Genomic DNA, 15,574 nt, shown 5'->3' on the forward strand with positions numbered 1-15,574 from the left:
AAAAACGACTTCGAATGAAGTCGCTCGTATTGAAACTTGGATGAATCACTATCCAAGAAAAATGTTCAAGTATCAGACACCTTTTCAGATGTTACAGGGTGGCTAGATTAAATTTGCAATTTGCCTAGATATTTAAAATATAAAAATAAAAAAATTTTTTTCGAGAAATTATTATTGCATTTTCATATCATATGTGTTACTATATAGAGTAGGAATTTCGTGAACATCGTTATGGTCCTTTCGTCGAGTATATAAGAAAGGAGAATGCACATGACATTCACAAATAAAAATAAATTTTTCGAGTATAAAGTAAGCCTGAATACAGCAAATAATGTTTTCGAGGCTCAATTGGTTACTGACGCAAGTATTTTTGCGACAGGTGATTCTATTGAAGAAGCTGTTTATAACTTGGAAAAAATCGTATAAGGAGACTAGCATGAGCGCGCCTCAGATAGAATAAAGACATCTGCTTTATAAAAAGTAGATGCCTTTTTTATTGTCAGAGCTGACAGAATGCACTATTTAACAACCATCACGTTGCATGGCGCATGACTGACCACATAAGTACTGGTTGAGCCAAGTAAGAACCGATCCAATAAATTTTTACCGTTTGAACCAATCACAATCAAATCAATCTGATGTTCCAAAGCAAAATCAATGATTTCTTTTTTCGGAAGACCTGTGTAAGCATGATATTCTACGGGGACTTCGCCAGCAACAAGCTCTTTCACTTTGTCATGAATGGCTTTGGCTTCTGCCTCTAGATTTTCGATAAAGAGTGGCATGGCATAAGGCGTTCCACTCAAGCGGGTTTCGTCTTTGACGTGCAAAACAAAGAGTGAAGTTTGGTTTCTTTTGGCAATGGCAACTGCTTCTTGCACTGCTGCTTCAGATTGCTTTGACTGGTCAACGGCAACTAAAATTTTTTTATAAATTTCTCTCATTGTAAGCGCCTCCTTTACTGATATTATATCTTTTTTACGTTTTATTTTCAAGCGAAATCTTTGGACAATCATTTGATTTTTTCAAGAATTGTAAACAAAATGTAAATAGATTAAAAATGCCTAAACAAATTGAGGTGAACGGGCATTTTTTTGATATAATAAAGCTATGAAAAGAATTTTAATTGCTGATGATGATCGGTCAATTTTGACCCTTCTCTCCTTTAATTTCAGACAAGATGATTTTGAAGTCATGACAGCAGCAAATGGGAAGCAAGCTTTGGATATTGCCAAGAAAAATCCATTTGATTTGATCTTGCTTGATTTGATGATGCCAGAATATAACGGCATTGAAGTCACTGAAATTTTACGAAAAAAAGAAAACTATACGCCCATTTTGATTTTAACCGCTCGAGATGATGATGAAGTAAAACTCCGTGGTTTTCAAGCGGGTTCTGACGAATATCTTGATAAATCCACACCCATGAAAGAAATTTTGGTACGCGCAAACGCCTTAATTCGTCGCTCTCAAATGTACAATAAAGTTGCCAACATTGACAACTCACAAGAAATGAAAAGCGAAGTCAATTACCAAAACGGCGAATTGTTGGTCGATTTTCAAAATAAAGAAATTCATTTCAAAGGTCAGCCATTGGATTTGACCAAGCGAGAATTTGAGATTTTGGAATTGCTCATCCACCGAAAAAATGAGGTTGTTTCACGCGCCGAGTTGTTGAAACACTTTTGGGGGATTTCAGATGCTGCAGAGACGCGAACCATTGATGTCTTGATTTCAAAAATAAGAAAAAAATTGGACAACCAATACATTAAAACTAAACGAGGATTTGGGTACACTTTTAAGGATGAAGAAAATTAAATTACGCAATGTTTTAATCTTGAGCATGGTTTATGTTGTTGGCCTTGTGACCTTAATCTTATTGGTCAACCAACACCTTTTGGACAGTGACACCAATCGTGCATTGGACAATTCAAACCAGGTGCAACTCTTTTTAGAAAAGCATCCTGATGCTGCGCTACCAGGTGCTTACAAACTTCTAGACAAATCTGTTGTCAGCTCTGACACCAAAAAAATTGCTGAAGGTGCTGCTTATTCCAGGCAGTTGACCGGTAGTGATATCAGAGTGACTTCTCCTATCTATCTTGACGGACAAATTCAGTCCTATTTGCAAGTCACGCAAGAACGAACACAGACTGTCTTTATTGACACAGCCATGTTTATTTTTGGCTTACTGATTTATTTGGCGATTGCTTTTATCAGCATTGGACGGCAACGTCGAAACTACATTTTTACGCAAAATACCATCGCAAAAATCAAGAATATTGAACGCAGCCCTTTGACCCAAAGTTATTTGATTGGTGAGGACACCGACAAAATCAGTGTGGCGCTCAATAGTCTTGGCGAAAGCATTCAGAGGCAATTATTATCTCACTCTGAAAAGAAAGAAAATCTTTATGAATTTATCGAGTTCTTCTCTTTTCCGATTTTTGTTTTCAATGGAAAAGGCAGTATCAGACGTACCAATGCTGCTTTCAAAAATGATTTTGCGGACACGCAGAATTTAGATATTTTTAGTCCTTATTCCGAATTTTTACAATTTCTGGTTGATAAAATGTTGCACCCAGACATTCAAGAAAAAGTTTTCTTTTTCGAGGCCCTTTCTGCCTATTATCAAATCCGAATTACCCCGCTGCCTGAGCTTGACAATCGATTTATCGTAACCATGATGGACATTACCCGTTATCAAAAAACGCTTGACGCTCACAATGCCTTTATCGCTAACGTGTCTCATGAACTTAAAACACCATTGATTTCAATCAAAGGCTTTGCCGAATTGCTCGAAAATGGGCAACTTGACCCGAACGAAGCACACGATTTTGCAGCCATTATCAATAAGGAAACAACACGCTTGACCAATTTGGTTCAAGATACCCTTCTTTTGACCAAACAAAATCATCGGATTGAAAAGAAAAAAATGGATCCCGCCCGTACCATTCAAGAAATCATCGAGCGTTCCTTGCCACAAATCCGAGAAAAAAATCTCCAGTTGGATACCCAAATTTCTTCCTTCACATTCAAATCCAACCAAGGCATGCTGCATAGTATTTTTGAAAATCTGATAGAAAATGCCATTAAATACACGCAAGACAATGGGAAAATCTTTGTCAGCTTGGACAATGTCCGTGGACGCTTGATATTCTCCGTTGCGGATAATGGTTTTGGACTGACAGAAATTCAAAAGGAACGCATTTTTGACCGCTTCTATCGTGTTGATGAAAGCAGATCAGAAGTGCCTGGAACAGGACTTGGCCTTGCCATTGTCAAGAAAAACGTTGAAGATCTCGGCGGTATCGTTGATGTGGTTAGTATTCTTGGGAAAGGAACAACCTTTACCGTCAGCATAAAATAAAAAAGAACTTTCAAATTGAAAGTTCTTTTTGTTTATTCAACAGTAACTGCTTTTGCCAAATTTCGTGGTTTGTCCACATCAAGTCCTCTTTGGAATGATGTTTCGTATGCCAAGAGTTGTGTTGGCACAACCATTGAAATGGCTGACAGGTAAGGATGAACGGCATTGACAATGAGGTCGTCGTCAGCTCTGGCAGCTCCTTCTTCAGCGATGACAATGGCAGAGGCACCGCGCGCCACCGTTTCCATAACATTCCCACGTGTATGAAGGGCAACTTTTTCATTATTTGAAATCAAAGCAATGACTGGCGTTCCTTTTTCAATCAAAGAAATGGTACCATGTTTCAATTCGCCTGCTGCAAAGCCTTCGCATTGGACATAGGAAATTTCTTTTAATTTTAGACTGGCTTCCATGGCAACATAATAATCTTGTTTGCGTCCGATATAAAAAGCGTTGCGTGTCGTCAACAGATTTTCTTTGACAAGCGCTGCTATTTTTTCTTTCTCAGAAAGACTTGCTTCGATGGATTGTGCCACAAGTGACAATTCTTTGACCAAATCAAAGGCTTCAGAAAGTGGGTTATGGTCTGCTTGTCCAACAGCTTGAGCAAGAAAGGCAAGGGTCGCAATTTGTCCAGTATATGCCTTTGTTGAAGCGACAGCAATTTCAGGGCCTGCTCCGATAAGCATGGTGTACGTCGCTTCGCGTGACAAAGTTGAACCTGGCACATTTGTAACTGTCAAACTTGGATAAGCCAACTCATTGACTTTGACCAAGACTTGACGTGAGTCTGCCGTTTCACCAGATTGTGAAATGAAAATGAAGAATGGCTTTTTGCTCAAGAGTGGCATATCATAGCCCCATTCGGACGCTACGCCAACTTCAACCGGAGTATTGGTCAAATCCTCCAGCATTTTCTTTGCACCAAGTCCAGCATGATATGAAGTTCCAGCCGCAATGATATAAATGAGGTCAGCTGCTTGAACCGCGCTTGTAATGGCAGAATCAACAAGAATTTTTCCATTTTCATCCGTATATGTGGAAATAAGACGACGCATCACTGTTGGTTGTTCATCAATTTCTTTGAGCATATAGAAAGGATAAGTTCCTTTTCCAATATCCGACAAGTCAAGCTCTGCTGTGTATGAACCACGTTCAATGACTTTCCCTGCATAATCGGTAACTGTCACGCTCTCCTTTTTGAGAATGACCAATTCTTTATCGTGAATTTCCATGAATTCAGAAGTTTCGCGAATCATGGCCATGGCATCAGAACATACCATGTTGTAACCATCGCCAAGACCAATCAACAATGGTGATTTGTTTTTTGCCACATAGAGTGTCTCCGCATCTTCAGCATCCATCAGAGCGAAGGCGTATGATCCTTCGATAAGTTCAAGTGCTTTTTTAAAGGCTGAAAGTGTATCAAGACCATCAACTTCGGCAAATTTGGCAATCAAATGCACCGCAATTTCAGTATCGGTTTGACCTTTGAAGCTATCGTTTGCCAAATATTCGTCATGCAATTCTACGAAATTTTCGATGACCCCGTTATGTACCAAGACAAAACGTCCTGAAGTTGATGTATGTGGATGGGCATTGTCTTCTGTTGGTTTACCATGTGTTGCCCAACGGGTATGACCAATGCCAGCCGTTCCTGCAACATCAATGCCGATTTTTTCACGTAAGGCTGAAATACGTCCGACAGATTTAATCAAACTTGCTTTTTTTCCAGTGGTTACAAAAATTCCTGCTGAATCATAACCACGATATTCCAATTTTTCAAGTCCTTGCATTAAAATATCTGTTGCGTTCCGTGAACCAACAACACCAACGATACCACACATATGTCTTCTCCTTTTATACCATTTTTAAATATTGGTATAGTTCAATTTTATTTTGTTTTTTAACTACAAATAGCATTATACAACCATTGTTTTGATTTGTCAATTATAAAAGAATGAATTGGTATAACCAGTTTTTGCGCACAAAAAAACATTTCTTGCGAAATGTTTTCTAGTTCATGACTAAGGCCACTACAACACCGAGTATAAACCCACCAATCACTTGAACGGGAGTATGTCCCAAAAGTTCTTTGAGGTTTTTGTCTAATTTGACCCCCGTATTTTCTATATTTTCCAGCATGACATTGATGACATGAGCTTGCTGTCCCGCCTGACGGCGAATGCCCTGCGCGTCATACATGACGATAAAGGCAAGCACCGTTGCAATCGCAAAATAAGGCGAATAGAAATGATAACGTAAGCCAATCGCAACCGCTAGTGAAACCACAATGGACGTGTGCGAACTTGGCATTCCACCAGTCGCTGTCAAAAGTTGCCAGTTAATACGATGCGTTTTAAAACAATCAATCAGGATTTTAATGGCTTGAGCCAATGCCCAAGCCACTATTGCAGTCCATAAGACACGATTTTGACTAATTTCTGTAAAGAAAATCATTTAATTTCTCAATCTTTCGAGTGTTTTTTGAAAAATCTCAGGAAGCTCAGCTTTAAATTCCAGCCATTCTCCTGTTTTTGGATGTTCAAATCCAAGTGTTTCTGCGTGTAAAAATTGTCCTTTATTGGGAACCAAAGTGTTCTTCGGCCCATAAAGTGGGTCTCCCGCAACAGGATGACCAATGTAAGCCATATGAACACGGATTTGATGCGTCCGTCCTGTTTCCAATTCGAGCGCAAGCAAAGTATATCCCGCGAAACGTTCCACCACTTCAAAATGTGTTACTGCAGGCTTTCCGTCAGCGATGACCGCTTGTTTTTTACGGTCTTTTGGATTTCTTCCAATTGGTGCTTCAATAATCCCACGATCATTTGGCATTTCCCCATGCACAATCGCCAAATAGCGCCGTTTATTGGTTTTTGCCTTTAATTGTGCTGCAAGACTTTCATGCGCCTGATCATTTTTGGCAATCATCAAAAGGCCAGATGTATCTTTATCGATACGGTGAACAATACCTGGACGAATGGTGCCATTGATGCCACTCAAATCATCAATGTGATACATGAGTGCATTGACCAAAGTGCCATCTGCATGGCCTGCAGCAGGGTGAACCACCATGCCTTGAGGCTTATTGATAACCGCAACATCAGCATCTTGATAAACAATTTCAAGTGGAATGTCTTCTGCTTTAATTTCTAACACTTCAGCTTCCGGCACTTCAAATTCAATCCGATCACCTGTTTTAGCCTTGTATTTTGCTTTTTTCACTTGACCATTGACAAGTACTTTCCCGTCTCGGATCAATTCGGTCAAGAGCGTTCTTGACAAGTCCGTTTGAGTGGCTAGCGCTTTATCCAGCCTTTGCATGTTATTTTCTTCATTGATGGTAACTAACAAATTACTTTTCCTTATCTTCTATACTGCACAAACTAAAAAATAGTTCGCTTTTTAGTTCGTCTGCTATCGCATCTCTCCATATTCGCTTACCGCTCCACGAGCGTCAACGATAAATTAACGAAAAAATCTGAACAATTTTATAGTTAGTCTAATCTCATTGGAGAGCTTTCTTCTTGTCAGAGCTGACAAGAAATAATTATTTCTGTTCTTCTGCGTCCGTTTTATCCGTCAAAATAGCGATGAAAAGAATGACGAAACCGACTGATAAAAGGGCATCAGCGATATTGAAAATCGGGAAATTCATAAAATCAGTCTGGAACATATCGACCACATAACCTTGACGAAGGCGGTCAATAAAATTTCCCAAGGCACCTGAAACAATCAAGGTCAAGCCCCAGAAATACCAGTTTTGATCTGCTCTTTTCCATAAAAAATAGCAAGCAACAGCAACAACAATGGGCGTTAAAATCAAGAAGAACCATTGTTGGCCCTCAAATGATGACCAAGCAGCACCATTGTTTCTCAAATAAGTCAATGACAAAATAGAGGGCAAAAATGAACGCACTTGTCCCAGTGGAATATTGGTTACAACCCAGTTTTTAAAAAGTTGGTCAGCGATGACACCGACAACAATCAATACATCCGAAATAATTTTTTTCATAACTTTTATTATAACATTTTTTTGTCCAATTGAATGATTTATTCTTACAAATCGAGCCAGATCTGCCCTTGTTCAAAATCTAGGATTTTTTGTTTAATATCCTGCCTTCGATCTTGTCCCATAAAGCCACCTAGACTCCCATCTTTTCGGGTTACTCGGTGGCAAGGCAAAATCACTGGGAGTGGATTTTTTGCCAGTGCCTGTCCGACAGCTTGTTGCGCTTTTGGACTGCCTACTCTTTCTGCCATTTCCTGATATGAAATGGTTGTCCCAACTGGAATTTTGCGTAATTCTAACCAAACCTTTTGTTGAAAAGCTGTCCCGCCTGTCAAGACAAAAGCGTCACTTGGAAGGACCTTAAGTGCTTCATAAGTCGTTGGTTCGTGTGTCTGGTCAAAAAAAACTTCAATAATTTTTCCAGCTTCATTTCTTTCTACTGATAACTCTAGTTTCATCTTATTTACCCTCATTTTTCATAAATAGGGCTTCTTCATGTGCCAACAGCCATTCTTTTCGCCAAAGACCGCCCGCATAATTGGCCAGTTTTCCGTCAGCTCTGACAAGCCTGTGACAAGGGATGATAATAGCCAACTGATTTTTTGCGTTAGCACTTCCAACCGCTCGGCTGGCCTTTGGTTTGTTTAGTCGTTTGGCAATGTACTGATAGGTGCTGCGATTGCCAAACGGAATTTGACTCACGGCTTGCCAAACAGCGTTTTGAAACGGTGTCCCCGTAAGATAATAAGGCACCGTAAAATCAAAACTTTCTCCATCAAAATAGGCTGTTAATTCTTTTTCCAATTGACGAGAAATTTGAGTTTGTCCAGCTTTTATCTGGCAATTTTCGTCAGCTCTGACCGTCTCAAGCGCTACCGCGTCAGCAAAGTCAAGCCGAAAAAGGGCTGCTTCGTCCGACAGACAAACAAGTTGTCCAATCGGGCTGTTAAAATAAGTTTCAATCCAGATTTTCATTGCTTGTTTCCCCTCAATTAGCTGTTCTTTCTCAGATTTTAGCATTTTCAGGCTGATTTTGAAAGAAATAAGTGACAAAAAAATCAGACCAGGTCTGATTTTTAATTAGATAAGCTGTGCTGATGCCACTTGTTCGATGGTGTCTGAAATTGGATGGCCATTGCTTGTCCGTTCGGATAAACTCAAGCTCATCAAATCCACATCAATTTGTTCATCTGCTGTTGTCAAAACTGACAATATTTGATGGTCTGACGTTTCTTCAACCACTGGTTCAGTAAACAAATCAACCGTTTCTGTCAGCGCTGACAGATCTGCCGTCGTCTGATGAACTAACCCTGCAGCAAAGACCGTGTGATTATTATTCTTCAATGTTCGTAAGACTTGAAGGCCACGATTGGCACGAGACGTTGCAGGGATGTCTGCTGTCGCTACCCGTTTGATGAAACCACGTTGCGTCAAGAGATACCAACTGTTCGAGCTGACAAAGAAGGCCGCAGTCACCAGGTCACCATCTTTAAGATTGATGGCTTTGACCCCTGCTGCTTTCGCACCGAGAACAGGCACATCGTCCAGATTAAAGCGCAAAGCATAACCATGTTGGCTAATCAACATCAAATCATTAAATTGAACAGGTTCAATCATAATGACCGCATCATCATCACCTTTGATTTTCATAAATACTGTTGATTTTGAGCGATAAGTCCGCCAAGGACTAAAGCTTGCCAGTTCAACTTGTTTGATTTGACCTTTTTTGGTCACAACAAGCAAGTTTTCATCTTTAAAGTCGTCCACAATTTTAACGGCTAAAATTTCTTCATTGCTAGCAAAATTATTTAAAGATTGTGACAAATGCTCGCCCAAATCCTTCCATCTTGCGTCAGTCAGTTCATGGATTGGACGATAAATGGCGTTACCAAGTGTCGTGAAAATTAACAAATGCTGCGTTGTTTTCGCCGTTTGATAGAACAAAAGTTCATCGTCGTCTCGTTTTCCGATTTCTTCAAGATTTGAAGAAGCAAAGGAACGAGGCGATGTCCGCTTGATATAGCCAGCCTTGGTCACAGAAACAACTGTTTCTTCTTCCAAGATGAGTTCGTGCGCTTCGATTTCGATGGTTTCAACATCGGCTTGTAATTCTGTCCGACGTGGTCTGCCAAATTTCTTCTTGACATCACGGAGCTCACGCTTCATAACATTGAACAGTGTTTTTTCGTCATTGATGACCGCTTTTAGTTCCAAGATTTGTTCATTTAGGCCATCACGCTCATTTTCAAGAGTGACAATGTCCGTATTGGTCAACCGATAAAGTTGCAAGGTAACGATTGCTTCTGCTTGTTCTTCTGTGAAGCCAAAACTTACCTTGATGTTATCTTTAGCATCAGATTTATTTTCCGAAGCCCGAATGGTTGCGACAACTTCGTCCAAAATCGACACCATGCGTATCAGCCCAACAACAATATGCAGACGTTTTTCGGCTTTCGCCAAATCAAATTTAGACCGCTTGACAATAACGTCTTCACGGTGTTTGATATAGCCCTTCAAAATTGGAAGCACGCCAACTTGACGCGGCATCATTTTATCAATAGCAACCATGTTAAAGTTGTAGTTGACCTGCAAATCAGTATTTTTGTATAGGTAATTCAAGACTAACTGACTGTCTGCTTCTTTTTTCAACTCAATCGCAATACGTAAACCTTCACGGTCTGATTCATCACGCACTTCTGATATTCCTGGAACTTTGGCATTGACTCTGACATCGTCAATCTTCTTGACCATGTTTGCCTTGTTGATTTCGTAAGGAATTTCCGTCACAATCAATTGTTGACGGCCACCTTTCATTGATTCAACGCTGACACGTGAACGTACAACCACACGTCCCTTACCCGTTTGATAGGCTTTTTTGATTTCTTCTTTCCCTTGAATAATGGCACCTGTTGGAAAATCAGGGCCAGGTAAGAATTCCATAATTTTTTCAAGACTTGCATCTTCATGGTCAATCATGTAAATGGTCGCGTCAATGACTTCACCCAAATTGTGAGTTGGAATATCCGTGGCATAACCTGCTGAAATCCCTGTAGAGCCATTGACCAATAAATTTGGAAAACTAGCTGGTAAAACCGTTGGTTCCTTTTCCGTATCATCGAAATTCCAAGCTGTTGAGACTGTTTCTTTCTCAATATCAGAAAGCATATAGCCAGCGATTTCAGCCAAACGTGCTTCGGTATAACGCATGGCAGCTGGACTATCGCCGTCCATTGATCCATTATTCCCGTGCATCTCAATCAAAGGCTCTCCCATTTTCCAGTCTTGTGACAGACGGATCATGGCTTCATAAATGGAGCTGTCACCGTGCGGGTGGAAATTCCCCATGACATTTCCGACCGATTTGGCAGACTTCCGATAAGCCTTCTCAAATGTGTTGCCGTCCTTATTCATAGAATAGAGGATACGTCGCTGAACAGGTTTCAAACCATCACGGATATCAGGTAAGGCGCGTTCTTGAATGATATATTTCGAGTAACGACCAAAGCGATCTCCCATAATGTCTTCTAAAGGTAATTTTTGTATATTTGACATAGGTCTCTTTCTTTATGGTAGCTCTAAAAACGCAACTTTCGAAAAATTCAGTTTTTAGAGCTTCCTTTAATTATTTCTGTTTACAAGTCCAATTCCATCTGAATATGCTCAATCTCATCTTCCAAAAAAATGTCTGAAATTTGCTTAAAACCAAGTTTTTCATAAAAAACCTTGGCATAATATTGTGCTTCAATTTTGACTTTCTTTTCTTCTTGCATTTTTAAAACACGTAGTGCTTCTTCAAGCAAGACTTGTCCCAAACCTTGTTTGCGGGCAAATGGGGCTGTAATGACACGTCCAATACTTGCCGCGTCATCAAAACTCACACCTTTTTGCAAGAGACGACATTCGGCCAATATTTGCCCTGCCTCATCTTCTAGCCACAAATGCTGAGCCGCTTGGTCCTTATCATCTAAATCTTGATAAAGACAGCTTTGCTCAAGAACGAAAACTTCTTGTCGCAAACGCAAAAGTTGATAGAGTTGCTCAGGACTTAATTCATGAAATGTTTTTAACTTAAATTCCATTGTCCCTCCCACTATTCTGTCATCTCTGACATGAAATTCTTCTTTTGCATTTGCACGAGAAAATCGGAATGAATATTCACTTTATCCTCGTTAAACAAAGTCAAACACAAGCTAAAGCCCGTTGAATATTCTTGATTGATGGCAATCCCAATCACATCGTAAACTTGCCATTTTTTGTCTTGGTCCAGCTTATAATAAACCAAGGCCTTCGTCACAGGTAGTCCAAGTTTTCGCCGAACTTCTTCTGTGATGCCCTCATCTTCCAATCGTGTAAACAATGAGAGTTGTTCATCTGAATTTTCTGAAAGGGAAAGCGTCGTTTTAGGGTGTTCAATCTCTTGTAAGTGCTGATAGAGCAGAACGGTCACCAAACAATCGTTTAAGGCATCATGACTTCTGACAGAAATCCCCAAAAAGTCTTTCAGATTTTCCAGTTTATAGGATTTTGCTTTCAAAAGGCGACGGGCTTCTGTCAGGGTATCATAAACCTCAAAACGTTCGACTTCTCGAATGCCACAATCAATAATGGCTTGATAGAGAAAGCCGACATCAAATGGTGCATTGTGAGCTACTAAAAGTGCCCCTTTAATGAAAGCCAAAAAATCTGGTAATACATCTTCAATGACCGGTTTGTTCAGTAAATCACGGGCATAAATCCCTGTCAGCGCTGATATTTCAGATGATACATAAGACCGTTGCGGTTTAATCAACTGGTTAAATCGTCCAATTTCCTGGTGACTTTCGTCACATCTGATGGCGCCAATCTGAATGATTTCATTTTTTTGAGCAGAGAAACCTGTCGTTTCAAAGTCAAAAACAACATATTCTTTTGTCATTGATTTCCTTTGTTATACTAGTTAACCTCTAAACGATTTTTATGTCGTTTAGTAGATTAACTGCAAATATACTGCCTTGCGTGTGCCTTTTGCTCTTGTTGCTTTAGCAACTAAGCAAACGGACAAATTTTTTGTACGCAAGAAGTGGTTTGCGTTTTGCTCTCGCGACTTTAGTCGCTAAGCAAACCGACAAATCTTTTATGCGTAAGACGCAAACTTTGCGACTGCGACTAACGAACTTGTTCGTGTAGCGAGCGTCGACAGCGCAGCAACTTCTAAAAAGTATTTTAGAAGTTAAACAGTATTAAAATATTGAATCTTCTTCCAGCGTAAATTTGACATTGTTTTCAATCCATTTACGGCGAGGTTCAACCTTATCTCCCATCAATACGGCCACGCGTTTTTCAGCTTGCGCCACATCATCAATGGTCACTTGAATCAATGTTCTCGTTTCAGGGTTCATGGTTGTTTCCCAGAGTTGGTCAGCATTCATTTCCCCCAACCCTTTATAACGTTGTAAATTGGCATTACGACCAAAATGTTTACGCATTTCTTGAAGTTCACCATCTGTCCAAGCGTATTCAATTTTTTCTTTCTTGCCTTTTCCTTCATTCATTTTATAAAGTGGAGGAAGGGCAATGTAAACATGACCTGCTTCGACCAATGGCTTCATGTAACGATAGAAGAAGGTCAAAAGCAAGACTTGAATGTGTGACCCATCGTCATCGGCATCGGTCATGATAATGATTTTGTCATAATTGCGGTCTTCAAGCGTGAAATCAGCTCCGACACCCGCACCAATCGTATAAATCATGGTATTGATCTCTTCATTTTTCAAAATGTCTTGCATTTTGGCTTTTTCAGTGTTGATGACTTTCCCACGCAAAGGCAAAATGGCTTGGAATTTACGGTCACGCCCTTGTTTTGCAGACCCACCGGCAGAATCCCCTTCGACCAAATAAAGTTCATTTTTGTTTGGGTTTTTCGTTTGCGCAGGTGTTAATTTCCCCGACAAAAGTCCCTTGTCTTTTTTCGATTTTTTCCCTGAACGTGAATCATCTCTAGCTTTACGCGCGGCTTCACGCGCTTCACGTGCTTTAATGGCTTTACGGATCAAATTTTGTGCCATGTCGCCATTTTCAAGCAGATAAAAAGTTAACTTTTCAGAAACGATAGAATCAACGACTGGACGCGCCAAAGGAGACCCTAATTTATCTTTTGTTTGTCCTTCAAACTGCAAAAATTCTTCAGGAACAAGCAAAGAAAGAACCGCTGTTAATCCTTCACGGTAATCTGATCCTTCAAGATTTTTATCTTTATCTTTTAAGAGACCTGTTCGTCTTGCATAATCATTCATGGCTTTTGTCAGAGCTGACTTCAAACCAGCTTCATGCGTTCCGCCATCTTTCGTACGGACATTATTGACAAAAGACAGGATATTTTCAGAATAACCATCATTATATTGAAGAGCAACTTCAAGTTCAAATCCATCTTGACTACCGTCAAAATCAAGCACAGGTGTCAAAGTATCTTTATCTTCATTCAAGTAGGCAACGAAATCCTGCACACCATTTTCATAATGAAAAGCTGCGGCTTCTTCTGTCCGTTCATCTTCTAAACTTAGCGTAACATCTTTTAACAAAAAGGCCGACTCATTCAATCGCTCATAGATGGTTTGATATTTGAAATCAACTGTTGAAAAAATCGTAGCGTCCGGTTTAAAAGTTACTTTGGTACCTGTTTTTGATTTGGCTGCTTTTCCAACTTTTTCAAGGCCAGTTGCGGGGTGTCCGCCATTGATAAAACGTTGACGATAAACAGTACCATCACGTGTGACTTCAACTTCAAGCCATTCAGACAAGGCATTAACTACAGAAGAACCTACACCATGTAAGCCTCCTGAAGTTTTATAGCCCCCTTGTCCAAATTTACCACCTGCATGTAGGATTGTAAAAATGACTTCGATGGTTGGTTTGCCAGACTTGTGCATTCCGACAGGCATACCACGTCCTTCATCTTCAACTGTCAATGAGCCGTCTTTATTTATTTTTACTGTAATTTTTGAGCCGAAGCCAGACAAGGCTTCATCGACTGCATTATCAACAATTTCCCAGACCAAATGATGCAAACCTGTTCCATCTGTTGAGCCAATATACATGCCAGGACGTTTTCTTACGGCATCCAATCCTTCAAGGATTTGAATGGCACTATCATCATAATTATTTATATCTACAACCATTTAGTTCTCCATAGATCTTTTAATCCCGCCTAAACGCTTCAGCGACAGACGGAAGAAAAAATTTATCATCCTTACTATTTTAACCTGTTCTAAAAGGTTTGTCAAAGCTGACAGAAGAATAAATGAAAAATTTTTTTTATTTGTGCTATAATTAGACCATAAAATAACCGAATTTCAGGCGACTGATTTTCTTTCATCAAAATTAAGGACACACAATGACACTTGTACTTCTGCTCATCGTTTCCTACCTGCTGGGTGCTATCCCAGCTGGGCTTTGGATTGGTAAATTCTTCTTTCATAAAAACTTGCATGACTATGGCTCAGGCAACACCGGAACGACGAATACTTTTCGTATTCTTGGCGTCAAAGCCGGTATCGTAGTTTTCTGTTTCGACTTGCTCAAGGGAACATTCGCTGTACTGCTTCCAGTAATTTTTCATGTGCATCAGCTTCCCATTCTGGTCTTTGGTCTCTTGGCCGTTATTGGTCATACCTTCTCAATCTTTGACCATTTCAAAGGCGGAAAAGCGGTGGCGACTTCGGCGGGTGTTCTTCTGGAATACAATCCCCTCTTTCTCTTGATGCTTTTGGTCATTTTTATCATCATGCTCTATCTCTTTAGTATGATCAGTCTGGCAAGTATCACGGCTGCCCTTGTGGCATTACTTGGTGTGCTCATTTTCCCTGCCTTTCATTTTATTATTCATCAATACGATCTTATTTTTACGCTCATTGTTTTGGCACTGGCAACAATAATTATTGTGCGGCACAAATCAAATATCAGCCGCATCAAAAAACGCGAAGAAAGTCTTGTACCATGGGGCTTAAACCTAAGTCACCAACACAAGATATAGTGTTTTAAATAAACTACGATATAAAAAAGCACAAGATATAGTAAAAAAACCTTGACTTAGGTTTTTTTTTATACTAAAATTAAGATACAATTTATTTTACAGATGAAAAAAAGCTTTACTCCTATTTTAACCTTCGAGTGAAGCTTTCAGCAGTTTCGCTCACATTCATCATCTTTTTAGA

At 39.8% G+C, this 15,574-nt stretch carries 15 protein-coding genes; 4 read left to right on the forward strand and 11 right to left on the reverse strand.

Annotation, left to right across the window (positions count from 1 at the left end; translation table 11 throughout):
• The first annotated feature begins 270 nt into the window (after nt 1-270).
• Nucleotides 271-426, forward strand: coding sequence for a hypothetical protein (locus GHI45_RS11300; RefSeq protein WP_187230117.1), 156 nt, complete (start codon nt 271-273; stop codon nt 424-426).
• Nucleotides 427-518: 92 nt separating this feature from the next.
• Here GHI45_RS11300 and GHI45_RS09510 read toward each other — a convergent pair whose 3' ends face one another.
• Nucleotides 519-944: a universal stress protein gene (locus GHI45_RS09510; protein WP_147780552.1), complete on the reverse strand. Its 426-nt coding sequence runs from the start codon at nt 942-944 to the stop codon at nt 519-521.
• Nucleotides 945-1,110: 166 nt separating this feature from the next.
• Between GHI45_RS09510 and GHI45_RS09515 the strand changes: the two genes are divergently transcribed.
• Together GHI45_RS09515 and GHI45_RS09520 are read left to right on the forward strand one after the other, a co-directional pair.
• Nucleotides 1,111-1,818 carry a response regulator transcription factor gene (locus GHI45_RS09515; RefSeq protein WP_147780551.1) on the forward strand — a complete coding sequence of 236 codons (708 nt, stop codon included), beginning with the start codon at nt 1,111-1,113 and terminating at the stop codon, nt 1,816-1,818.
• Nucleotides 1,805-3,370 carry a cell wall metabolism sensor histidine kinase WalK gene (locus GHI45_RS09520; RefSeq protein WP_147780550.1) on the forward strand — a complete coding sequence of 522 codons (1,566 nt, stop codon included), beginning with the start codon at nt 1,805-1,807 and terminating at the stop codon, nt 3,368-3,370. The genes GHI45_RS09515 and GHI45_RS09520 overlap by 14 nt, the downstream gene beginning before the upstream one ends.
• A gap of 32 nt (nt 3,371-3,402) precedes the next feature.
• Here GHI45_RS09520 and glmS read toward each other — a convergent pair whose 3' ends face one another.
• From glmS to parE, 10 genes are all read right to left on the reverse strand, one after another.
• Nucleotides 3,403-5,217, reverse strand: a complete 1,815-nt coding sequence (gene glmS, locus GHI45_RS09525) for a glutamine--fructose-6-phosphate transaminase (isomerizing) (protein WP_147780549.1) — start codon at nt 5,215-5,217, stop codon at nt 3,403-3,405.
• Between the two features lie 169 nt (nt 5,218-5,386).
• Nucleotides 5,387-5,830, reverse strand: a complete 444-nt coding sequence (locus GHI45_RS09530; protein ID WP_147780548.1) for a divergent PAP2 family protein — start codon at nt 5,828-5,830, stop codon at nt 5,387-5,389.
• On the reverse strand, nt 5,831-6,697 hold the full coding sequence (locus GHI45_RS09535; RefSeq protein WP_147780554.1) for an RluA family pseudouridine synthase: 867 nt from the start codon (nt 6,695-6,697) through the stop codon (nt 5,831-5,833).
• A 226-nt stretch (nt 6,698-6,923) separates the two neighbouring features.
• On the reverse strand, nt 6,924-7,388 hold the full coding sequence (lspA, locus tag GHI45_RS09540; RefSeq protein WP_147780547.1) for a signal peptidase II: 465 nt from the start codon (nt 7,386-7,388) through the stop codon (nt 6,924-6,926).
• A 44-nt stretch (nt 7,389-7,432) separates the two neighbouring features.
• On the reverse strand, nt 7,433-7,843 hold the full coding sequence (locus GHI45_RS09545; protein WP_147780546.1) for a methylated-DNA--[protein]-cysteine S-methyltransferase: 411 nt from the start codon (nt 7,841-7,843) through the stop codon (nt 7,433-7,435).
• A 1-nt stretch (nt 7,844) separates the two neighbouring features.
• The gene (locus GHI45_RS09550) at nt 7,845-8,360 is read right to left on the reverse strand and encodes a methylated-DNA--[protein]-cysteine S-methyltransferase (RefSeq protein WP_147780545.1); all 516 of its coding nucleotides are present in this window, start codon (nt 8,358-8,360) and stop codon (nt 7,845-7,847) included.
• A gap of 105 nt (nt 8,361-8,465) precedes the next feature.
• Nucleotides 8,466-10,937, reverse strand: coding sequence for a DNA topoisomerase IV subunit A (gene parC / locus GHI45_RS09555; RefSeq protein WP_147780544.1), 2,472 nt, complete (start codon nt 10,935-10,937; stop codon nt 8,466-8,468).
• Nucleotides 10,938-11,017: 80 nt separating this feature from the next.
• Nucleotides 11,018-11,464, reverse strand: coding sequence for a GNAT family N-acetyltransferase (locus GHI45_RS09560; RefSeq protein WP_147780543.1), 447 nt, complete (start codon nt 11,462-11,464; stop codon nt 11,018-11,020).
• Nucleotides 11,465-11,475: 11 nt separating this feature from the next.
• The gene (locus tag GHI45_RS09565; RefSeq protein WP_147780542.1) at nt 11,476-12,300 is read right to left on the reverse strand and encodes a PolC-type DNA polymerase III; all 825 of its coding nucleotides are present in this window, start codon (nt 12,298-12,300) and stop codon (nt 11,476-11,478) included.
• Between the two features lie 304 nt (nt 12,301-12,604).
• The gene (gene parE, locus GHI45_RS09570; protein ID WP_147780541.1) at nt 12,605-14,539 is read right to left on the reverse strand and encodes a DNA topoisomerase IV subunit B; all 1,935 of its coding nucleotides are present in this window, start codon (nt 14,537-14,539) and stop codon (nt 12,605-12,607) included.
• A 215-nt stretch (nt 14,540-14,754) separates the two neighbouring features.
• Between parE and plsY the strand changes: the two genes are divergently transcribed.
• Nucleotides 14,755-15,393, forward strand: coding sequence for a glycerol-3-phosphate 1-O-acyltransferase PlsY (gene plsY, locus GHI45_RS09575; RefSeq protein ID WP_147780540.1), 639 nt, complete (start codon nt 14,755-14,757; stop codon nt 15,391-15,393).
• The last annotated feature ends 181 nt before the right edge of the window (nt 15,394-15,574 follow it).

Source organism: Lactococcus sp. dk101 (assembly GCF_009601055.1).
GTDB lineage: Bacteria > Bacillota > Bacilli > Lactobacillales > Streptococcaceae > Lactococcus.

What these genes read in the sequence shown, in the direction of transcription:
- GHI45_RS09510 (WP_147780552.1), bottom strand. Translation starts at nt 944, where the DNA reads ATGAGAGAAATTTATAAAAAAATTTTAGTTGCCGTTGACCAGTCAAAG.
- parC (WP_147780544.1), bottom strand. Translation starts at nt 10,937, where the DNA reads ATGTCAAATATACAAAAATTACCTTTAGAAGACATTATGGGAGATCGC.
- GHI45_RS11300 (WP_187230117.1), top strand. Translation starts at nt 271, where the DNA reads ATGACATTCACAAATAAAAATAAATTTTTCGAGTATAAAGTAAGCCTG.
- GHI45_RS09520 (WP_147780550.1), top strand. Translation starts at nt 1,805, where the DNA reads ATGAAGAAAATTAAATTACGCAATGTTTTAATCTTGAGCATGGTTTAT.
- GHI45_RS09515 (WP_147780551.1), top strand. Translation starts at nt 1,111, where the DNA reads ATGAAAAGAATTTTAATTGCTGATGATGATCGGTCAATTTTGACCCTT.
- glmS (WP_147780549.1), bottom strand. Translation starts at nt 5,217, where the DNA reads ATGTGTGGTATCGTTGGTGTTGTTGGTTCACGGAACGCAACAGATATT.
- GHI45_RS09565 (WP_147780542.1), bottom strand. Translation starts at nt 12,300, where the DNA reads ATGACAAAAGAATATGTTGTTTTTGACTTTGAAACGACAGGTTTCTCT.
- plsY (WP_147780540.1), top strand. Translation starts at nt 14,755, where the DNA reads ATGACACTTGTACTTCTGCTCATCGTTTCCTACCTGCTGGGTGCTATC.
- GHI45_RS09560 (WP_147780543.1), bottom strand. Translation starts at nt 11,464, where the DNA reads ATGGAATTTAAGTTAAAAACATTTCATGAATTAAGTCCTGAGCAACTC.
- parE (WP_147780541.1), bottom strand. Translation starts at nt 14,539, where the DNA reads ATGGTTGTAGATATAAATAATTATGATGATAGTGCCATTCAAATCCTT.
- GHI45_RS09550 (WP_147780545.1), bottom strand. Translation starts at nt 8,360, where the DNA reads ATGAAAATCTGGATTGAAACTTATTTTAACAGCCCGATTGGACAACTT.
- GHI45_RS09535 (WP_147780554.1), bottom strand. Translation starts at nt 6,697, where the DNA reads ATGCAAAGGCTGGATAAAGCGCTAGCCACTCAAACGGACTTGTCAAGA.
- GHI45_RS09530 (WP_147780548.1), bottom strand. Translation starts at nt 5,830, where the DNA reads ATGATTTTCTTTACAGAAATTAGTCAAAATCGTGTCTTATGGACTGCA.
- GHI45_RS09545 (WP_147780546.1), bottom strand. Translation starts at nt 7,843, where the DNA reads ATGAAACTAGAGTTATCAGTAGAAAGAAATGAAGCTGGAAAAATTATT.
- lspA (WP_147780547.1), bottom strand. Translation starts at nt 7,388, where the DNA reads ATGAAAAAAATTATTTCGGATGTATTGATTGTTGTCGGTGTCATCGCT.